At 63.6% G+C, this 17603-nt stretch carries 16 protein-coding genes and 1 pseudogene; 9 read left to right on the top strand and 8 right to left on the bottom strand.

Annotation, left to right across the window (positions count from 1 at the left end):
• The first annotated feature begins 2 nt into the window (after nucleotides 1–2).
• The 3 genes from AC1DSF_RS17265 to AC1DSF_RS17255 all read left to right on the top strand — a co-directional run bounded on the left by AC1DSF_RS17265 (nucleotide 3) and on the right by AC1DSF_RS17255 (nucleotide 3342).
• Nucleotides 3–935, top strand: coding sequence for a branched-chain amino acid ABC transporter permease (locus tag AC1DSF_RS17265; RefSeq protein WP_478125668.1), 933 nt, complete (start codon nucleotides 3–5; stop codon nucleotides 933–935).
• 16 nt (nucleotides 936–951) lie between these two features.
• Nucleotides 952–2406: an ATP-binding cassette domain-containing protein gene (locus AC1DSF_RS17260; protein WP_478125848.1), complete on the top strand. Its 1455-nt coding sequence runs from the start codon at nucleotides 952–954 to the stop codon at nucleotides 2404–2406.
• A gap of 114 nt (nucleotides 2407–2520) precedes the next feature.
• Nucleotides 2521–3342 (top strand): YihY family inner membrane protein, encoded by an 822-nt coding sequence (locus AC1DSF_RS17255; RefSeq protein WP_478125667.1) that lies wholly within the window; start codon nucleotides 2521–2523, stop codon nucleotides 3340–3342.
• A 17-nt stretch (nucleotides 3343–3359) separates the two neighbouring features.
• Here AC1DSF_RS17255 and AC1DSF_RS17250 read toward each other — a convergent pair whose 3' ends face one another.
• From AC1DSF_RS17250 to AC1DSF_RS17225, 6 genes are all read right to left on the bottom strand, one after another.
• Nucleotides 3360–3857 (bottom strand): flavodoxin family protein, encoded by a 498-nt coding sequence (locus AC1DSF_RS17250; protein ID WP_478125666.1) that lies wholly within the window; start codon nucleotides 3855–3857, stop codon nucleotides 3360–3362.
• Nucleotides 3858–3897: 40 nt separating this feature from the next.
• Complete coding sequence (locus AC1DSF_RS17245) at nucleotides 3898–5226, bottom strand: erythromycin esterase family protein (protein ID WP_478125665.1); 1329 nt, start codon at nucleotides 5224–5226, stop codon at nucleotides 3898–3900.
• 12 nt (nucleotides 5227–5238) lie between these two features.
• Nucleotides 5239–5415, bottom strand: coding sequence for a hypothetical protein (locus AC1DSF_RS17240; protein WP_478125664.1), 177 nt, complete (start codon nucleotides 5413–5415; stop codon nucleotides 5239–5241).
• Nucleotides 5416–5542: 127 nt separating this feature from the next.
• Nucleotides 5543–5872 carry a four-helix bundle copper-binding protein gene (locus AC1DSF_RS17235; protein WP_478125663.1) on the bottom strand — a complete coding sequence of 110 codons (330 nt, stop codon included), beginning with the start codon at nucleotides 5870–5872 and terminating at the stop codon, nucleotides 5543–5545.
• 152 nt (nucleotides 5873–6024) lie between these two features.
• Complete coding sequence (locus tag AC1DSF_RS17230; RefSeq protein ID WP_478125662.1) at nucleotides 6025–7266, bottom strand: D-alanyl-D-alanine carboxypeptidase family protein; 1242 nt, start codon at nucleotides 7264–7266, stop codon at nucleotides 6025–6027.
• Between the two features lie 182 nt (nucleotides 7267–7448).
• A complete protein-coding gene (locus AC1DSF_RS17225) occupies nucleotides 7449–8450 on the bottom strand; it encodes a phosphotransferase enzyme family protein (protein WP_478125661.1) in 1002 nt (333 codons plus the stop codon).
• A 102-nt stretch (nucleotides 8451–8552) separates the two neighbouring features.
• Between AC1DSF_RS17225 and AC1DSF_RS17220 the strand changes: the two genes are divergently transcribed.
• Nucleotides 8553–9116: a dihydrofolate reductase family protein gene (locus AC1DSF_RS17220; protein ID WP_478125660.1), complete on the top strand. Its 564-nt coding sequence runs from the start codon at nucleotides 8553–8555 to the stop codon at nucleotides 9114–9116.
• Nucleotides 9117–9228: 112 nt separating this feature from the next.
• On the opposite strand, the pseudogene AC1DSF_RS17215 reads toward AC1DSF_RS17220, so the two are convergent.
• Nucleotides 9229–10497 (bottom strand): annotated as a pseudogene (locus AC1DSF_RS17215) (MFS transporter); the annotation flags it as partial.
• A 139-nt stretch (nucleotides 10498–10636) separates the two neighbouring features.
• Here AC1DSF_RS17215 and AC1DSF_RS17210 point away from each other — a divergent pair.
• On the top strand, nucleotides 10637–11548 hold the full coding sequence (locus tag AC1DSF_RS17210; protein ID WP_478125659.1) for a LysR family transcriptional regulator: 912 nt from the start codon (nucleotides 10637–10639) through the stop codon (nucleotides 11546–11548).
• Nucleotides 11549–11640: 92 nt separating this feature from the next.
• Entirely contained in the window at nucleotides 11641–11958 is a 318-nt protein-coding gene (locus tag AC1DSF_RS17205) for a hypothetical protein (protein ID WP_478125658.1), read from the top strand.
• Between the two features lie 23 nt (nucleotides 11959–11981).
• On the opposite strand, the gene AC1DSF_RS17200 is transcribed toward AC1DSF_RS17205, so the two are convergent.
• Nucleotides 11982–12935: a LysR family transcriptional regulator gene (locus tag AC1DSF_RS17200; RefSeq protein WP_478125657.1), complete on the bottom strand. Its 954-nt coding sequence runs from the start codon at nucleotides 12933–12935 to the stop codon at nucleotides 11982–11984.
• Between the two features lie 165 nt (nucleotides 12936–13100).
• Between AC1DSF_RS17200 and AC1DSF_RS17195 the strand changes: the two genes are divergently transcribed.
• From AC1DSF_RS17195 to AC1DSF_RS17185, 3 genes are read left to right on the top strand one after another with little or no spacing between them, the layout of a single operon-like run.
• Nucleotides 13101–14837, top strand: a complete 1737-nt coding sequence (locus AC1DSF_RS17195) for an FAD-dependent oxidoreductase (protein WP_478125656.1) — start codon at nucleotides 13101–13103, stop codon at nucleotides 14835–14837.
• Nucleotides 14838–14861: 24 nt separating this feature from the next.
• Nucleotides 14862–15839 carry a Bug family tripartite tricarboxylate transporter substrate binding protein gene (locus tag AC1DSF_RS17190; protein ID WP_478125655.1) on the top strand — a complete coding sequence of 326 codons (978 nt, stop codon included), beginning with the start codon at nucleotides 14862–14864 and terminating at the stop codon, nucleotides 15837–15839.
• Nucleotides 15775–17454, top strand: a complete 1680-nt coding sequence (locus tag AC1DSF_RS17185) for a tannase/feruloyl esterase family alpha/beta hydrolase (protein ID WP_478125654.1) — start codon at nucleotides 15775–15777, stop codon at nucleotides 17452–17454. Before AC1DSF_RS17190 ends, AC1DSF_RS17185 begins: the two co-directional genes overlap by 65 nt.
• Nucleotides 17455–17603: the final 149 nt, after the last annotated feature.

Genomic DNA, 17603 nt, shown 5'->3' with positions numbered 1-17603 from the left:
CCATGCGCCCTGTCTTCACGTCCCGGCTCTTCTGGATCGCGATCGCAGTGCTCGCGGTGGGCGCGGTGCTTCCGGGCTTCGCCTCGGGCTATGTGCTGGGCCTGCTCACGGTGGCGTTCTATACGGCAGTGTTCGCGATGTCCTGGGATTTGCTGTTCGGCTTCGCTGGCGAGGTCAACTTCGGGCCGACCTTCCTTATTGGGCTGGGCGCCTACACGGCCGGCATCCTCGATGCGCGGCTCTCGCCGGAAATATCGATCTGGATGTGCGTGCTGGCCGGCGCCGCGATGGCTGTCCTCGGCGGCGTGGTGCTCGCACTGCCTGCACTGCGCCTGCGGGGCCCGTATTTCGGCCTCACCACGCTCGTCGCCGTGCTGATGCTGCAAAACTTCGTCGTCGTCTTCGCGGGATTGACCGGCGGTGAGATCGGGCTGTCGGTGCCTGACGTGATGTCGATCAGCGCTACGACCAATTACTGGATCGCCTTCGGCTTCATGGCGGTCAGCGGCGCAGTGCTCTTCGGCCTTTCACGGTCACCGGCCGGGCTCATCCTCCAAGCGAGTGGGCAAGACGCAGTGCAGGCCGGCGCGCTCGGCTTCAACGTGGCCAAGCACAAGCTGGCGGCCTTCATCGTCAGCGCTTTCTTCTCGGGCTTCGCAGGCGCGCTGATGGTCTTCTACATGGGCACGGCTTCGGTCGGCACCTTCGTCAACCTCTCCGTCGGCGTGCAGATCATCATCGCGGCTGTTCTCGGTGGCCGGCGAACGGTGGTCGGCGCGGCGATCGGCGCGATCTTCCTGATCGGCATGGGCGAACTGCTGCGGCCGCTGGGTGAGCTGGCGACGCTGATCGTCTCGGTCATGGCGTTGCTGGTGATCCTGTTCTTTCCCGACGGCTTCCTCGGGATGCTGCACGGAGGCAGGCGCCGTGGGTGAGCGTGAAGCAGCGCCGATGCTGGAGGTATCCGGCCTCACCAAGCAGTACGGCGGTCTCGTCGCGGTGAAGGAGCTCGCCTTTGCGATCCGGCCGGGCGAGATCCTCGGCCTCATCGGGCCCAATGGCTCGGGCAAGTCGACCGCGATGAAGACCATCATGGGGGTCGAACAGCCGACCGCTGGCTCGATCAAGCTCGATGGCGTGGAGATCGGCGGACTGGCCTCGCACAAGGTGGCGCGCCTGGGCGTGGGACTGGTGTTCCAGCATTCGCGCCCGCTGCAGCGCCAGACGGTGCTGGAAAACATCAAGGTCGCGCTGCTGCCCGATCGGCTGACGCAGTTGTTCGCCGGCACGGAGGTCGACGCCAAGGCGCGGTCCATTGCCGCTCGCGTCGGCCTCACGGCGGTCATCGATCGCAAGCCGCCCACGCTCGCTTTCGCGGACCTGCGGCGGCTGGAGTTGGCCAAGGCGATCGCCCGGCATCCGAAGCTGGTGCTGGTCGACGAGCCTTTTGCCGGACTGACGACGCGCGAGGTGGCTGCTTTTTCCGAGCTGATCCGCGAGTTTCGCGATGAAGGCCGCGCGGTCCTGCTGGTGGATCACAACGTCAAGGGCGTGTCGGCGCTGGTGGACCGCGTGCTGGCGATGTACCTGGGCGAGCGAATCGCCGAAGGCGCCGCTGCCGACGTGATGAAAGACGAGACCGTGCGCCGGGTCTACCTGGGCGGCGCGCTGACGCGAACGGGCCGTGAGTCGACTGTTTCCACGGATCGCGCGCCGATCCTTCAGGTGGAGAACGTCGGCGTGCTGTACGGCAAGGCTCTCGCGCTGCAGGACGTTTCGCTGCACGTGCGCGAAGGCGAATTCGTCTCGTTGGTGGGCTTGAACGGTGCCGGCAAAACCACGCTCTTCAACGCGATCTCGGGGCTGGTGCCCTATTCCGGCACGGTGAAGTGGGCCGGCGAATCATTGCAAGGACGCACCGCCGCGGAGATCGCGCGCGGAGGCGTCGTCCACTGTCCGGAGACGCGGGAACTCTTCGGCGACATGAGCGTGCGCGAGAACCTCGATCTCGGCGGCAACACGCTCGACAAGGCCGAGCGCGCGGAGCGTCTCGACTGGATGTTCGAGATGTTCCCGATCCTGCGCGATCGACAGTCGCAGTTGGCGCGCACCTTGAGCGGCGGCGAGCAGCAGATGCTCGCCATTGCGCGGGCATTGATGATGAAGCCCCGGTTGCTGATCCTCGATGAGCCGACGCTGGGACTCGCGCCGGTGATCCTGGAAGTGTTGTCGAAGGCCCTGGAACGACTGCGCAGCACGACGTCGATCAGTGTGTTGCTCGGAGAGCAGAACGTGACCTTCGCCCTGCCGCATGCCGATCGCGTCTACGTGCTCGACCATGCGCGCGTGGTCTGGGAAGGACCGCCGGGGCGCTTCGAGCAAGAAGCCGGCGCGACCTACCTGTAAGGGCCAGCGCGCGGCCAGCACGGTCGTGGCGCTCAAGATCGGACCATCGGACAATCGGCGTCCGCCGCGGCAGTCTTGCCCGCGAAGCCACCCGACCTTTCTCTTCAGCGATACATGTTCACCCTGACCCGTTTGACGATCCAGCGCGCAAGGAACGAGCGCCTGCCTCAGGTTGCCGGGAGCCTGACCTTCACCACCTTGCTTTCGGTCGTGCCGTTGCTCGCGGCCAGCTTCGCGCTCATCGCGCATTTCCCGATCTTCAAGCACCTCAGGAATACGCTCCAGGAGTCGTTGCTGAGCAGGCTGCTCCCCACGGACATCGCGCGCACCGTGTTGAGATACCTGAACCAGTTCGCCGGCAATGCCAGCAGCCTGACGTGGGTCGGCTCGCTGTTCCTGCTGGGCACGGCGGTCGCGATGCTGTTGACGGTGGAGAACGCGCTGAACCAGATGTGGAAGGTCAAGAAGAACCGGCCGTTCTTCAAGCGAGTCGGCCTGTACCTCCTGATGCTGGCGATCGGCCCGCCGGTCCTGGGCCTGAGCCTTTGGGCGACTTCATATCTGCTGGGCACCTCCATGGGCCTGCTGGGTGTGTTGCCACGATCGCTCGCGTTCGTGTTCGATCTGGGGCCGCTCGTCCTCGGCGTCGCTGCACTGACGAGCATGTTCTACCTCGTCCCGAACACCGAGGTCCGGCTGCGCGATGCGCTCGCGGGCGGCTTGATCGCCAGCATCGGCTTCGAGCTCGGCAAGCGGGGCTTCACGGCGTATCTCGTCAAGGTGCCTACGTACAAGGCCCTCTACGGAGCCTTCGCCGCTCTCCCGATGTTCTTGCTGTGGGTCTACTTCTCGTGGCTGGTCACGCTGGTCGCGGCGATGACGACCGCGAATCTGGCTCTGGCTCGACAGAGACCGGGCAAGCGCGGTCGCGCCTAGCCTGCCGTAGACGACGATCAGTAAATGCCCAGTGCCAGCCCGGTCGCGAGAGCGGCCCCGAGCTCCCGGCATTGCGCGAGATCTTCGACGCCGATCGTCTTGGGCCGCGCAATGGCTTCGGGTGTCTGCGCGTGAGTGCAGACGATCAACGCCGGGGCGACGCTGCGCAGCCGCCAGCCCGTCGCGATGCGATCGATCTGCCGGACAGCGTTCTGGCCGTCGCTGCCGGCGCACACCATCGCTGCATAAGGCCGGCCGTTCACGCGATCCAGCGCCGCGTAGTAGCAGCGATCGAAGAAGTCCTTCATCAGCCCCGCCATGGAAGCCAGGTTCTCCGGTGTCGCAAATAGATAGGCATCGGCGCCCAGCACGTCATCGGGGCCGGCGTCGGGCGCGCGCAGCAAGCGCACATGAACGCCGGGTTCATCGCGCGCACCTTGGACGGCGGCCTGCGCCATCTGTTCGGTGCCACCAGTCATGGTGTGATAGACGACGAGCAGCGTCTTGGAGGTCATGCCGCCAGCATAGCGGCCCTCTCCCGTGCTGCTTGCGTCGCTACTTTCCGGAAGGGAAGGTTTCCGGCACTTCGGCGGAGTGCCATTCGACACTGTGATCGAGCGGACGCAATGCCCGAGTGCTGTCGATGTGCACGATCGCGTCGAACTGGTCCGCCGGCTCGGCCAGGAAGTAATGGCTCGCGCGCTCGGTTTCCGGGCGGTAGATGACGCCGATGGCGCGTTCCAACCGTCGCTCGCGCAAGGCATCCGCGTGGAGCCCGCCATCGCGCAATGGCAGGAAGAAGCGCGGCAGGCCCGTCGAATGGAGCACATGTTCGACGCTGTCCTCCCTTGACGGAACCACACGCTTGAACTCCGTCGGCGCGCCCCAATCGGACGCAGCCGTGACCGTGCCCGTGTGCGTCGTGAACCCGATGAGGACTGCATCGCTGGCGTGTCGTTCACGCATGAGCTGGCCGACATTGAGTTCGCCCCGGCGGCCCATTTCGGTAGCCCGTGCATCACCCAGGTGCGAGTTGTGGGCCCAGACGATGATGCGCGGGCGCACGCCGTCCTTCTTCAGGCGCGTGTCGATGGCGTCGAGCGACTCCACCATGTGCCGGTCGCGCAGGTTCCATGACGAAACATTGCTCAGGTACATCGAGCGGTAGTAGGCTTCGGCGTTCTTCACGAGACGGGCGTTTTGCTCGGCATCGAACGCGTCCTCGCCATCGTCGTACGGGCCGGCGGCACGCGCCTGCCGCCGCAGCTCGACAAGTGTCTTGATGACTTCCTCTTCGCATCCCGGCAGTCCGCGCAGGCCGGTCATCATTCCGTAGACGTTGCTGTCCTCGCCGAATCGATCGAAGCAGGCATAGCGTTCACGCGTGGCTTGCGCGAGCTCTGGGTGGGCGTTGTCGAGATATTGCAGGACGGCGTTCATGGAGGCATGGAGGCTGTACATGTCCATGCCATAGAAGCCGCACTGAAGATCGGCCGGACGAGCGCTATTGAAGTCGCGCAGCCATTCGACGAATTCCTGCACAACCGTGTTGCGCCACATCCATGTCGGAAAGCGCTTGAATCCGCCCAGCGCTTCAACGGCGGACGCATCGCCGCCCAAACCGCGCACGAATCGATTCACGCGGTTGGCGTCGGGCCAGTCGCCTTCGATCGCCACCGCGTTGAACTGGCCATAGGCCAGAAGCTGGCGCGTGATTCGTGCGCGCTCTGCATAGAAATCGTACGTGCCGTGCGAGGCTTCCCCCAGGAGAACATAGTGCGCATCGCCAATCCATGCCTGCAGTGGGCTCCAGTCGTGTTCAGTGCCCATCGGCACCGCTGCGGAACGCACTGCGGACGCTGCCTGTGCCGCGCTCGTGGACATGGCTGCCCGGCGTCAAGCGCCCGTCCTGCCCCTGCGCTGCTGGGACTGGTTGGAACTTCCGGCTTGCGTCTCGCGGTCGTTGCGGCTGTCGGTCGTACGCCGGCCTTCGTTTTTCTGGGTCGATGGCTGCGCACCGGTCTTGTTGTGCTGCGAGCCCGTGCTCTCCGAGGGATTCCTGGCCTTGCTCATGGCTGCTCCTTTGCTGTCTGGAACACCCCACTTTCGGCACACAGTGCTGAGCCGGCCATCGGACCCGGGCGCTGCACAGTGGCGGCGTTCGCTGACACGATAGTGTCTTGGAGCGCCTTGGCGCAGTTCAGGCCGCCATCTTTCGGCACTCTTCCGCGCACTTCCGGCAGGCCGCTGCACAGGCTTGGCAGTGATCATGCGGATGCCTCGCGCACTCATCGCCGCACGCCTGGCACACCTCGGCGCACAAGCGGCACAGTTGGCGGGCGAAATCACTGCCGCGGGACATATAGCCAGCCGAGAGCCTGCAAATGGCCGCGCAGTCCATGTCGAGCGCGATGCAACGCGCCATGGCCTTGACGTCCGGCTCCTGCAGGCAGGCCGTCGAGCAGTGGTCGCACGCATCGGCGCAAGCGTTGCACGCGTCGATACAAGACTGGTGTTGTAGGTGGGCCATCGCGGATTCCTTCAGACGAGCTGTCGTTGAACGAATGCGGCCGCTGATCGGCCGCGGATGACCTACGTTTACCCCTCGATTTCCCGCAAGCTGTGTCGGACTTCGCCCACAGTGCCGTCAGACCACTGGGGCGAAGCACGCATCGGCATCGCTCATTTGCCGAACAACCTGGTCACGTGCTGCCACGAGCGCAGCATCAAGCCCGAGCGTTCCACATCGGCCTGCGCGACCAGCGGCGCTTCGCCCACCGGCTTGCCATTCGAGTTCGCGACCACCTTGCCGATGACTGCGCCCTTGGCCACAGGAGCCTCCAGGTCCGGCTTGATCTGCACCGAGGTTTGCACCTGCTGGCCGCGCGGCACAGTCACCGTCCAGGGCGAGGCCAGAGCCGCGGCAACGGTGTCGGCCTTGCCGAAGCTCACCTTGGGCGTCGCGACGACGGCGTTCGGCTGAATGGGCGTCGCCTTCTCGAAGTTGCTGAAGCCCCAGCCGAGCAGCGCGCGCGTCTCGTCGGCACGTGCCTGCGCGCTGTTGGTGTTGAGAATCACCGTGATCAGGCGCATCCCGTTGCGCTTGGACGAAGTGACGAGGCAGTAGCCCGCCTCTTGCGTGTGGCCGGTCTTCAGTCCGTCGACGGTCGGGTCGGTATAGAGCAACGCATTGCGGTTGCCCTGCTTGATACCGTTGAACTTGAACTCGCGCTCCGCGTACATCGGATAGAAATCGGCGCTGTCGCGGATGATGGCGCGCGCCAGGATCGCGAGGTCGCGCGCAGAGGCCTTGTGATCCGGGTCGGGAAGGCCGGTGGCGTTCACGAAATGCGTGTGCGTCATGCCGAGGCGCTGGGCTTCGGCGTTCATGAGCTTGGCAAAGCCCTCTTCGGAGCCGGCCATATGCTCGGCAATGGCCTTGGACGCATCGTTGCCCGACTGGATGATGATGCCGCGCAGGATGTCGACCACCGTCGCCTGGCTGTTCAGCGGCAGGTACATGCACGATTCTGTGCTCGAGCCACGGCACCAGGCGTTCTGGCTGACGGTCACGAGATCGTCCTTTTTGAGCTTGCCCGAGCGAATCGCCTGCTCGACGAGGAAGCTCGTCATCATCTTAGTCAGCGATGCCGGCGGCAGTGGCTCGTCAGGGTTGGACGAGGCGAGCACCTCGCCGGAGTCGAAGTCCATCAGCAGCCACGCCTTGGCCGGGAGCGCCGGCGGCCCGCCGGCGACGGCGGTCTGTCCCGCCGCTGGCGCCACTGCAGGCGCTTCTGCGACGGGCTTCTTGTGGGTTGCGGGCTTGGCGGCGTGAGAGGCCGCGAAGGACACGGAATGGGGGACCAGGGCGCCCGCGGTGATTGCGAAGACGAGCGGGAGAATGGAGAAGATCTTGGGTTGCATGGGTTTTCAGGGGGCAGGAACGGCGATTGTGGCGGATCGAGCATCGATTTTCGACCGTGCACAGAGGATTGAAGATTGCAGCGCAAGTTCAGCGCAATCCGCTGCGGCGCAGGCCTGACATGGCGCGGAGGGTCTGGCGAGTACGGTTTGACGGTTAAAAAAAGTTTTGTGAGGATTCGTAGCTACAGCGGCAACTCCAAAGACTCCCAGTTGCGCAACATGGTCACCTGTCGACGCAGGTAGTCAGTCGGAATTGCCTGAGAGCCCCAGACGGGAATACGGCCCGCGTACTCTCCGAGCAGCCAAAACTGCCGCACTGCCATGAAGCGAGCGATGGCGAAGAGGTCAACGTCGGCGACGGGGTTTGTATCGCGGTAGGCAGAGATAAAGTTCCGCCATTGCGTCTTCGCCTTTTCGCTCAGTACGCCGTCGGGGATGCGCGGACACAGGCTCCACGGATAAACCGCCAGCTCGTAGGCCAGGAAACCAGGCCCCGCCTCGTCGAAGTCAAAGAACACTGCCTTGCGTTGGCCTTTTGCATCGAGCACGATGAAGTTGTTGCTGCCGTGCGCGTCTCCATGGCAAAGCACGTGGCTGAGATCCCCCAGCGCCGAGATTTCATCGTGCAGGCGATGCCCGAGCATCTCGAACTGTGGGCGCAGCTCGGCAGTCATCGTCGGCGCGCGCAGCAGGCCTTCGAGAGGTCGCAACAGCAGGTAGTCCAGGTCAAGGCAATAGGCGCTCGGCGGCCCTTGATAGCTTTCCCCACTGATGTGCAAGGAGGCCAGTCCCTGCGCGAAGGCTTGGATGTCTTCGGCCGATTCGCCCGTGAACTCGCCCTCGAGATGCTCGAAGAGCATCAGCGCCCGAGGGCCCTCGGGCAACGGCACCTGCATGGCGACTTGCCCATCGGCAGTAGGCAAGCAACGGGCTACGGCGCATCCGACCTGTGCCCAATGGTCCAACGCGGCTGATTCGAACAAGACGTTGGGCTCGCCTCGCGGACGCTCGGCACAGAGTCGCGCCACGACACGTTGTCCGCTGGCCAAGCCCAGTCTGTAGACCTGATTGAAGCTTCTTCGCAGGAATTCGCTCTCGACGACCTTTCCCAGGGCGTAGTGTTCCTGGACCAGCACCGCGATGCTGGCGGCTGTTGGAGTGGATTGCGCGATTTCGAACTGCATCCTGGCCCCCGAGGAAAAAGGGCGCGATTATGCCGGGGGCGGTGGAATGCGAGTCACCGCACTTGCGAACGTCAGAATTTCAAAGAAAGCCCATGAATACCCATGAAAACCCAGTACTTCACATCGACAAGCCTTGACGGATTCCTGGCGACCGAGGACGACTCACTCGAGTGGCTTTTCCCGCTGGGGAGCCTGGACAACTCCAGCTATCCGGACTTCATCTCGAAAGTCGGTGCCCTGGCAATGGGCTCTGCGACTTATGAATGGATGGTGCGCAATGCTGAAACGGTCGCTGCCGAGACTGGCTCGCCGTGGCCGTACACCCAGCCGGCATGGGTGTTTTCCAGCCGCAATCTTCCGGCAATTGCCGGCGCAGACATTCGGTTCGTCAGCGGCGACGTGCAAACGATCCACTCGGAAATGCAGTCGGCCGCTGGCGGCAAGAACATATGGATCGTTGGAGGTGGCGACCTCGCCGGCCAATTCCACGACGCGGGTCTGCTGGATGAACTCATCATCCAGATTGGCTCGGCGACTCTTGGCAAAGGCAAGCCCCTGTTCCCGCGGAGAGTGCTGAGCCCGAGCCTGCGCCTGGTGTCCGTTCAACAGATGGGTGCTGGCATGGCGGAACTGCGCTATGAAGTGAACAACTTCTCAACAAACTGACCACTCCGCCAGCCAGCGCGGCCAATGCCGCGAGGGTCAATCCCCAGTGCACAGCACCGGCCGATGGCAGCAACGCGAACAAGAGTCCCATCGATAGGCCGCCGAGCGTCAATCCGGTAAGCCGCGCGGTTCCCTGGGCACCTCCGGCCGCTCCGCTCCGCTCTTTCGGGGCAGCCAGCAGCATGTTCTGGTTGTTGGGCGTCTGGAAGAATCCAAAGCCGAGACCTGCCAGGCTCGTGAAGATGGTCAACGGCAGCCGAGGATCACCGTGAAGCGGCCACACGGCGCACAACGCGAGGCCGGTCGCGAGGCACGCACCTCCGGCTGCGCAAAGCCACGCCGTCGGCACTCGCTTGGCCAGTCGCGCCGACAACGGCGCAGCCACCATCACTGCCAGAGGCCACGGCGTCATCAAGGCGCCGGTCGCCATGGCGCTCAAGCCCAGCTCATGCTGGAAGTAGAAGGGCAACGCCAGGTAGCCGATCATTTGCCCGGCAAAGCAGCACACAGACGCAACGATCGAAAGCCGAAACGATCGCACCCGCAGAAGATCGAGCGGGATGAGCGGCGCCGTCTTGGTCTTCTCGCGCCGAACCAGCAGAACCATCGAACCGGCCGCCGCGGCGAGCAACGCGGCGCCGTACCACGGCGACGAAGGCAGCCGATCGCTGCCCAGCACCACGGCGGCGAACATGATCGCGTTGAGGGCGATGCTCACGAGGTCGATGCGACGGCCAGTGCCTCGCGGGTTCGGCAATCCGGCACAGGCGACCAGCACCAGGGCGCCAATCGGCAGATTCACGGCGAAGAGCCACGGCCAGCTCGCGACCGACAGCATGGCGGCACCGACGGCCGGCCCCGCCGCCGAGGCGCCTGCCACCGCCAGCGCGTTCCATGCGATCGCCTGGCCCAGCAATCGGCGCGGATAGGTGAAGCGCAACAGCGCAAGGCCCAGCGGCATCACGGCAGCACCGCCCAGGCCCTGAAGGCACCTTGCCGCCAGCAGCCAGGGCAATGACGGCGCCAGCGCGCACATCACCGAAGCCGCGGTGAACAGCGCGACACCGCCAGCGAACACACGTCGATAGCCGAGGCTCTCGCCGATGGCCGAAGCGGGCAGCAGGAACATCACCACCGCGAGCTGATAGGCGGTGACGATCCAGACAGCGTTGGCCGGCGCGGCCCCCACTTGCTGGGCAATGCTCGGCAATGCGATGTTGGCGATGGCGCCGTCGAGCACCACGAGCACGCCCGCACCGAGGATCGCGGCGACCGCCGCGCAGCGCTGGGGCAGTGGCAGACCGTCCAGCTCGCTTGCCGCAGCGGATTCGGCGCGGCGGGCGACGGTGGGAGAGTCTGGTTCGAGGACAGGTGACAACATACGTAGATTCCATCTGGGCACGCTCGATCGCGCCAAGTCAGCATAGGTCGAGGGTGTCGGCCCAACCAGCGCGTGGCGCGCATCTTGTTGATGCATGCGGCGCCACCCTTGCGCTCCCAAGCCGTGCTAGCTTCGGCGCATGCCGGCCGACACCGACCTCAACCTTCTGATCGCGTTGAACGCCCTTCTCTCCGAGGCCAGCGTCTCGCGAGCGGCCGAGCGCCTGGGCCTGAGCGAGTCGGCCATGAGCCGCACCCTGGCGCGGTTGCGTGAAGCGACCGGCGACGAACTCCTGGTGCGCGCCGGCCGGGCCATGGTTCCCACACCCCGCGCGCTGGCCCTGCGCGACCGCGTCAAGGAACTGGTCGAAGAAGCCAGTGCCGTGCTGCGGCCGGAGGGCCCCGGGCTGAACCTGGGCACGCTCGTGCGCATGTTCACGGTGCGGGCCAACGATGGCTTCACCGAGGCCTTTGCGCATCTGCTCGTCGCGCGCACCGCCCGCGAAGCGCCAGGCGTGCGCCTGCGCTTCGCGCCCAAGCCGGACAAGGACGTGCGCCCGCTGCGGGAGGGACTGATCGATCTCGACGTCGGTGTTCTCGGCGAGTCCGGCCCCGAGGTGCGCGTTCAGGCGCTCTACCGCGATCGCTTCGTTGCCGTGGTGCGGCAGGCGCATCCGCTCCTGGCGCAAGGCGAAATCACCCCTGAGCGATATGCCGCATGCGACCACGTGGTCACATCGCGCGGAAGACGGATCACGGGTTTCGTGGACGACGCGCTGGCCGCTTCCGGCTTGACGCGGAATGTCGCGGTCGTCGTGCCCAGCTTCGGCACCGCGCTGTCGACTGCGGCCGCGACCGACATGGTGGCGCTGATACCCGCGTCGTACTTCGAGCACCTGAGGGCAAGCACCGGGCTGCGCTCCTTCGAACTGCCGATGCCCACGGAGCACATCACGATCTCCCAGATGTGGCACCCCCGACACGACCGGGATCCGGCGCATCGATGGCTGCGCGGCGTCGTGCTCGAGGTGTGCCGGAACCAGCGGCAATAGGCAACGACTGTCACCGTGCGAGGCCAGCATCGGTACTTCCCTTTAGGGCAGTTGCCAACCATTGGGCCAGTCTGTCAGCATCGGACGGGCCCATGCAACTGTTGCAGGGATCACGTTTCGAAGAGTACAAGCACATGAACGCCGGCAATGGGTCCGAAGCAGCCGTGCGTGGCGATGAGCAGCGCGTGAATTCACCGTCCGAATTTGAGAATCTCAGCAACGACCAGTTGGCCGCGCTGGCTACACAGTGGCGGACTCGCGCGTTGCATGGAGAACGAGACGCGAATGGTCGGGCTCATGAACTCGAGCGCGAACTGCGCCGAAGAAGCGGAGCCCAATCTACGCTCGGGGCGGACCTGCACGCCAAAGACAAAGGTGCAGGTCCTTGGTGGGCATTCTGGCGCAAGTAGTTCGCCCTCCCAAGCTTTTATGGCTACTTCGGAAGTTGTTCAAGGTTGGGTTCCCGGTAGTGCTCGAACGTTCGCTTCACGAGGGCACGCAACCAACACACCGCCGGGTCGTTGTGAAACCGGGGATGCCAGTGCTGGCTCAACGCGAACTGTGGAAGCTCAATCGGCGGTTTTACGATTCGCAGCGTGCCGTACCTGGCGAAGGCGCTCGCAAGTTCCATCGGAACGGTAGCGATGAGGTCTGGATGCCGTTCAAGCAGTAGTGGCACAACGAGAAAATGAGGCGTCGTCAGGAAGACGTTGCGCTCCAGGCCCTGCTCCTCAACCAGCTTGTCGTAGGCAGTGCCAAGCTTGCCTTCGAGGGAAACCACAACCTGGGGCATCTGCTGGAACTGCTCCATCGTCAGGCTGTCACTGATCGAAGTGTTGCGGGAGCTTACGACGGTGACGAACGTATTGAGGAAGAGGCGCTGGCGGTAGAGGCCTTCTGGGGCCGACCTGATGGAGCCCAAGGCCAAGTCCACCTCGCCAGAGGCCAGTAGACCTTCAATTTGTTCGATGGGCACCTGCACCGTCCGCACAGTGCAGTTAGGCGCCTCCTGCCGCAGTTCGGTAAGAAGGGGCGGAAGGAACACCAACTCTCCGACGTCCGTCATCGCAAACACGAATGCTCGGCGCGAGCGAGCTGGGTGAAAGCCAGCTTCCGCCAAGACTTGCTGCTGGACGGTGGCCATGATGTCGACGACAGGCTGTCGCAGTAGCTCTGCCTTTCGCGTGGCGACCATCCCCCGTGACGACTTCACGAAAAGGGCGTCGTCGAAGAAGAACCGAAGCCGGCCAAGCGAGTGACTGATAGCACTCTGGGTCGTTCCAAGTGATTCGGCCGCACGGGTGACACTCTGTTCGCGCAGCAATGCGTCGAGGACCCCCAGAAGGTTGAGGTCAAGTTGCTTGAGGCTTGAGTCGGTAGGGGCCATGGGTGGCAAGCGTGCCGCAATGCAGCATGAATCGCGCTCATTCTAGGCATGAGCGTCATCGCGTTGTCTCATTTCCAGGCCAGCCGTATCGTCTGCCCGCTACTCCAAGGCAGACCCAATGAGACAAGCGCCCACCTGCAAGACGGCCTCAAACGGAGGCCAGGAATGAAGTTCGCCGACTTGCCTGATGCAGATACAAGCGGATTGGACTTTCAGGCCCTCGAATTCGACTTTCAGCGGTCTCCTGACCAGGACATTCCCAAAACAGCACGCAAGCCGGTGGTGGTGGTTGGCGCTGGGCCTGTCGGCTTGAGCCTCGCGATTGACCTGGCGCAGCGGGGCGTGCCCGTCGCCTTGCTCGACAACGACTTCAGGCTTTCGACGGGCTCACGTGCCATCTGCTTTGCCAAGCGCACCCTTGAGATTTTCGATCGGCTCGGGTGTGGCGACCGGATGGTCGACAAGGGCGTGTCTTGGAACTTCGGCCGCGTCTTCTTCGGGGCCGAGCAAATCTATGAGTTCGACCTCTTGCCAGAGGACGGGCACGAAAGACCAGCCTTCATCAACCTGCAGCAGTACTACGTCGAGGGCTACTTGGCAGAACGAGCCGCACATCTGCCGCTCATCGACCTTCGTTGGCACAACAAGGTGTCAAACGTAGAGCAACAAGCCGACCACGTTCTGCTGACCATCGATACGCCAGAGGGTCCTTACCGACTGGCAGCCGACTATCTGGTCGCGTGCGACGGATCCAGATCCTCGGTTCGCCAACTCATTGGCGAGGAGAGCAAGGGCCGAATTTTTCGCGACCGGTTTCTCATCGCCGACGTGAAGATGAAGCTGGAACAGCCCGCCGAGCGATGGTTCTGGTTCGATCCTCCGTTCCATCGCAATCAAAGCGTGCTGCTTCACATGCAGCCCGACGGCGTGTGGCGCATTGACTTCCAACTGGGATGGGACGCCGATCCCGAAGTGGAGAAGAAGCCGGAGAACGTCGTTCCTCGAGTCAAGCAGATGCTCGCCCACACTTCGCTGAAGGACGCCGAGTTCGAGCTTGAGTGGGCAAGCGTCTATACCTTCGCATGCCTGCGCATGGAAAAGTTCAGGCATGGGCGCATCTTCTTCGCGGGTGACTCTGCGCATGGTGTGTCGCCCTTCGGAGCGCGCGGCGCGAATTCCGGCGTGCAGGATGCCGAGAACCTGGCCTGGAAGCTTGCAGCTGTCTTGCAGAGGCGGGCGCCGGATGCGCTGTTGGATAGTTATGCAGCGGAACGTGAGTACGCCGCCGACGAGAACATTCTCAACTCGACCAGAGCGACCGACTTCATCACGCCCAAGAGCGAAGTGAGTCGGCTTTTCCGTGACGCGGTGCTGGATCTCGCCCGGAAGCACCCGTTCGCGCGCTCGCTTGTCAACAGCGGGCGTCTCTCGGTCCCATCCACACTTCGCGAGTCATCCTTGAATACGCCGGTGCCAGATGGTGCTTGCGAACGAATGGTCCCTGGTGCGCCGGCGTGTGATGCGCCAGTTCGGCATCCTGATGGCAGGTCGACCTGGCTGCTGCGCCACCTTGGGCCAGACTTCACCGCGCTCGCTTTCGCCGACGGGGACGAGAGCGCAAATCTGGCGAGACTTCGTGACGCAGCAGGGGCAGTGGGTCAGTTGAAGGTGCTCGCAATAGCCGCAACTTCTGCTGTCGCCGACGCAGATTTCATTGACGCACAAGGACTGGTGGCGAAGCGGTACGAGATGCAACCAGGCTCAGTCCTGCTCGTGCGTCCCGACCAGCATGTTTGTGCACGCGGCAGCCTTTCGGACCCGGGTTGGCTTAGCGCCGCCCTGCAGCGTGCACTCGCCGTGCATTGCGAGGCGCTCCGCGCCGCTCGCGGCCAGCCCGCTTAATTTGAAACTACCAACGGAGACAAGATGAACCGCATAAAACTTTCACGTCGCAGCGTGCTGCAAACCGGGCTTCTCGCGGCCGCGATGCCTGCGCTTCCGGCGTTCGCTCAGGATAGCCGGCCTATTGAGTGGGTTGTTGGATACGCTGCCGGTGGCGGCTCGGACGTTGTGGCAAGAAGTGTGGGCGACGCCATGAGCAAGTCGCTCGGTCAGGCCATTGTCATCAACAACAAGCCAGGCGCTGCAACCAATATCGCCGCGGGCTACGTGGCGAATTCCAAGGACTACGGGCACGTCTTGTTGTCTGCGGATTTTGCGACCTTGGCTGTCAATCCGTGGTTGTTTTCGAAGCTGCCCTACGACCCTGCGAAGGACTTTCAACCTGTCGGCATGCTCGCACGATTCCCCATGCTGCTGGTGATCAGTCCGAATGTGCCGGCGAAGAACCTTGCAGAGTTTCTGGAATGGGCCAAGGCCAATGGACCGGTAGCGTATGCATCGGCAGGAGTCGGGAGTCCCCACCACTTGGCAGCGGAGCTCTTTCGGGAGCGCACCGGCTTGAGCTTGCAGCACGCGCCATATCGAGGCGCCGCCCCTGCCGTTCAGGACTTGATGGGCGGGCAGATTCCATTCGGCTTCATCGATACGGCGAGCGTGCAGCAATACATCGCCACAGGGAAGCTGCGCGCACTCGGCGTCGCGAGCCCGTCTCGGTTGGCCACGATGCCTCACGTTCCCACTCTCAGCGAGCAAGGCGTGAAGGACTTCACTGCCTATGCATGGCAAGGTTTGGTCGTCCCAGCCGGCACCTCCGCTGAGGTGGTTTCGAAGCTGAGCAAGTCGTTGCAGGAAGCGCTCAACTCGACACCGGTCAAGGCCCGCTTCCAAACCCTCGCATTGGAAGGAATGCCTGGCACACCACAACAGATGACCGCCTATGTGGAAGCGGAGCGAGAGCGCTGGGGGAAGGTCATCAAGGCAAATTCCATCAGGCTCGACTAAGCCTCCGAATCGCTTCACCCACAACAACCCACAGGAGACAAACGTGATGATTCCTTCAGTTCAAACCTCGGAACCTGCTTCGCTTCGAGTGCCCTTGGCTTGCTTTGTTGCAGCGGCCGCACTCATTGCTGGATGCGGCGGCGGCGGCGGGTACGCTCTCCCGCCAATTGCTGGAACACCAAGCGGTAGCGCACCTTCGAGTGGAACCGCCCCCGGACCCACCGGAGGTGGCGAATCACCTACCGCTGACGTCGCCCCAGCAATCTCGTGCGACACGCTGGCGGGGCAAACCATCGAGAACGTCCAAGTTACGGCCGCCGTGAACGTTCCCGCCACAGCAACGTTGCCAGCGTACTGCAAGGTCAATGGAACGCAGGTTGGCACGCAGCACGACATTGAGGTCCGTCTGCCCGATGTCTGGCAGCGGCGGTTTGTTCAGCAGGGCGGAGGAGGGTTCGATGGCTCCATTCCTCCCGTGGGAAAAACAAACGTCGCCTTGTCGCAGCACGCGGTGCTCACTGCGAACAATGGTGGCCACCGCGACCCGAGCGGTGCCGTACTCCTGAATAACTCTGCTGTCGTGCAGCTGTATGCGCATACCGCCATCAATGTTGCTACGAAATTCGGCAAGGCAGTCGCGGAGAAGTACTACGCGAAGACAGCCAGCTACTCGTACTACCAAGGCTGTTCGAACGGGGGCCGAGGAGCGCTGAACGCCGCGGCAAAGTACGGCTCGGATTTCGATGCTGTTATCGCGGGCGCGCCAACTCGAAATCTCCCTGGCCAGATCGAGCAGTGGACGCGTGCATCGGCACTTGCAATGCCCTCGTCGACCAAGCTCGCGGCGGTCAATGCCGCCGCCGTTGCCAAGTGCGATGCACTTGACGGGGCGGCCGACGGAATCGTCTCGAACTGGTCAGCATGCCAATTCGATCCAACGACTGACGTCCCCGCTGCGGCAGGCCTGACTGCCGACGAAGCCTCCGCCGTCAAGGCGCTCATGACGGACCTCAAGCTGGTGGACGGCAGAACGATTTACTCGGGCTTCGGCGTCGGAAGCATGGCCCAATGGGGCCCGGCCTATGCTTCGCTCGGCGTGGGCCATATGAGGAACATTGTCCTCAACGACGCGAATTGGTCGCCTTCCGGCTTCAGCGTAGACACCTACTACCCTAGCATCGCGGGCGTGATTGATGGCTACTACGGCTTCAGTGCATCGGTAAGCGGCCTTTCCGACTACCTCAAGGCAGGCAAGAAGATAGTGATTTGGCACGGCTCCGACGATGCATTGCTGTCGCATAGGGACACGATCCGAACATGGGAGCCCGTGGCTTCGTCGGCAGGTGCCGCAGCTGCTGCCAATTCGCGGCTCTACATTGCTGCTGGTGTGAACCACTGCGGAGGCGGACCGGGCGCTGACACCTTCGACTTGCTGACGCCGACCATGGCCTGGGTGGAGAAGGGTACTGACCCGGGCACGCCAGCCGCGACCAAGGTGAATTCGTCCGGAGCAACGCTGTTTTCGCGCCCGCTCTGCCAATACCCGGCGTACCCAAAATACAAGGGTAGCGGTGACATCAACGATGGCGCGAACTATCAGTGCAGCGCAACTTGAGGTAGCGAGCATGGCATCGCGTGGTCCCCACGCGTGACGGGGCCGCGGGCGTCTTCTGCAGACAAGCGAAGACGCCCGCTTGTTCGGGCGCGTAGGCGCGCATCCAGGACCTCCCGCAAGCAAATTCGCTGAACAAGGCGCAGCTTCCT

The sequence above is a fragment of the Variovorax sp. 01N429 genome (assembly GCF_056399425.1).
The sequence above is the reverse complement of the archived record's forward strand: the minus strand, read 5'-3'. Positions and strand labels throughout refer to the sequence as shown.

Coding starts and splice junctions, on each gene's coding strand:
- AC1DSF_RS17265 (WP_478125668.1), top strand. CDS start 3: ATGCGCCCTGTCTTCACGTCCCGGCTCTTCTGGATCGCGATCGCAGTG.
- AC1DSF_RS17260 (WP_478125848.1), top strand. CDS start 952: ATGCTGGAGGTATCCGGCCTCACCAAGCAGTACGGCGGTCTCGTCGCG.
- AC1DSF_RS17255 (WP_478125667.1), top strand. CDS start 2,521: ATGTTCACCCTGACCCGTTTGACGATCCAGCGCGCAAGGAACGAGCGC.
- AC1DSF_RS17250 (WP_478125666.1), bottom strand. CDS start 3,857: ATGACCTCCAAGACGCTGCTCGTCGTCTATCACACCATGACTGGTGGC.
- AC1DSF_RS17245 (WP_478125665.1), bottom strand. CDS start 5,226: ATGTCCACGAGCGCGGCACAGGCAGCGTCCGCAGTGCGTTCCGCAGCG.
- AC1DSF_RS17240 (WP_478125664.1), bottom strand. CDS start 5,415: ATGAGCAAGGCCAGGAATCCCTCGGAGAGCACGGGCTCGCAGCACAAC.
- AC1DSF_RS17235 (WP_478125663.1), bottom strand. CDS start 5,872: ATGGCCCACCTACAACACCAGTCTTGTATCGACGCGTGCAACGCTTGC.
- AC1DSF_RS17230 (WP_478125662.1), bottom strand. CDS start 7,266: ATGCAACCCAAGATCTTCTCCATTCTCCCGCTCGTCTTCGCAATCACC.
- AC1DSF_RS17225 (WP_478125661.1), bottom strand. CDS start 8,450: ATGCAGTTCGAAATCGCGCAATCCACTCCAACAGCCGCCAGCATCGCG.
- AC1DSF_RS17220 (WP_478125660.1), top strand. CDS start 8,553: ATGAAAACCCAGTACTTCACATCGACAAGCCTTGACGGATTCCTGGCG.
- AC1DSF_RS17210 (WP_478125659.1), top strand. CDS start 10,637: ATGCCGGCCGACACCGACCTCAACCTTCTGATCGCGTTGAACGCCCTT.
- AC1DSF_RS17205 (WP_478125658.1), top strand. CDS start 11,641: ATGCAACTGTTGCAGGGATCACGTTTCGAAGAGTACAAGCACATGAAC.
- AC1DSF_RS17200 (WP_478125657.1), bottom strand. CDS start 12,935: ATGGCCCCTACCGACTCAAGCCTCAAGCAACTTGACCTCAACCTTCTG.
- AC1DSF_RS17195 (WP_478125656.1), top strand. CDS start 13,101: ATGAAGTTCGCCGACTTGCCTGATGCAGATACAAGCGGATTGGACTTT.
- AC1DSF_RS17190 (WP_478125655.1), top strand. CDS start 14,862: ATGAACCGCATAAAACTTTCACGTCGCAGCGTGCTGCAAACCGGGCTT.
- AC1DSF_RS17185 (WP_478125654.1), top strand. CDS start 15,775: ATGTGGAAGCGGAGCGAGAGCGCTGGGGGAAGGTCATCAAGGCAAATT.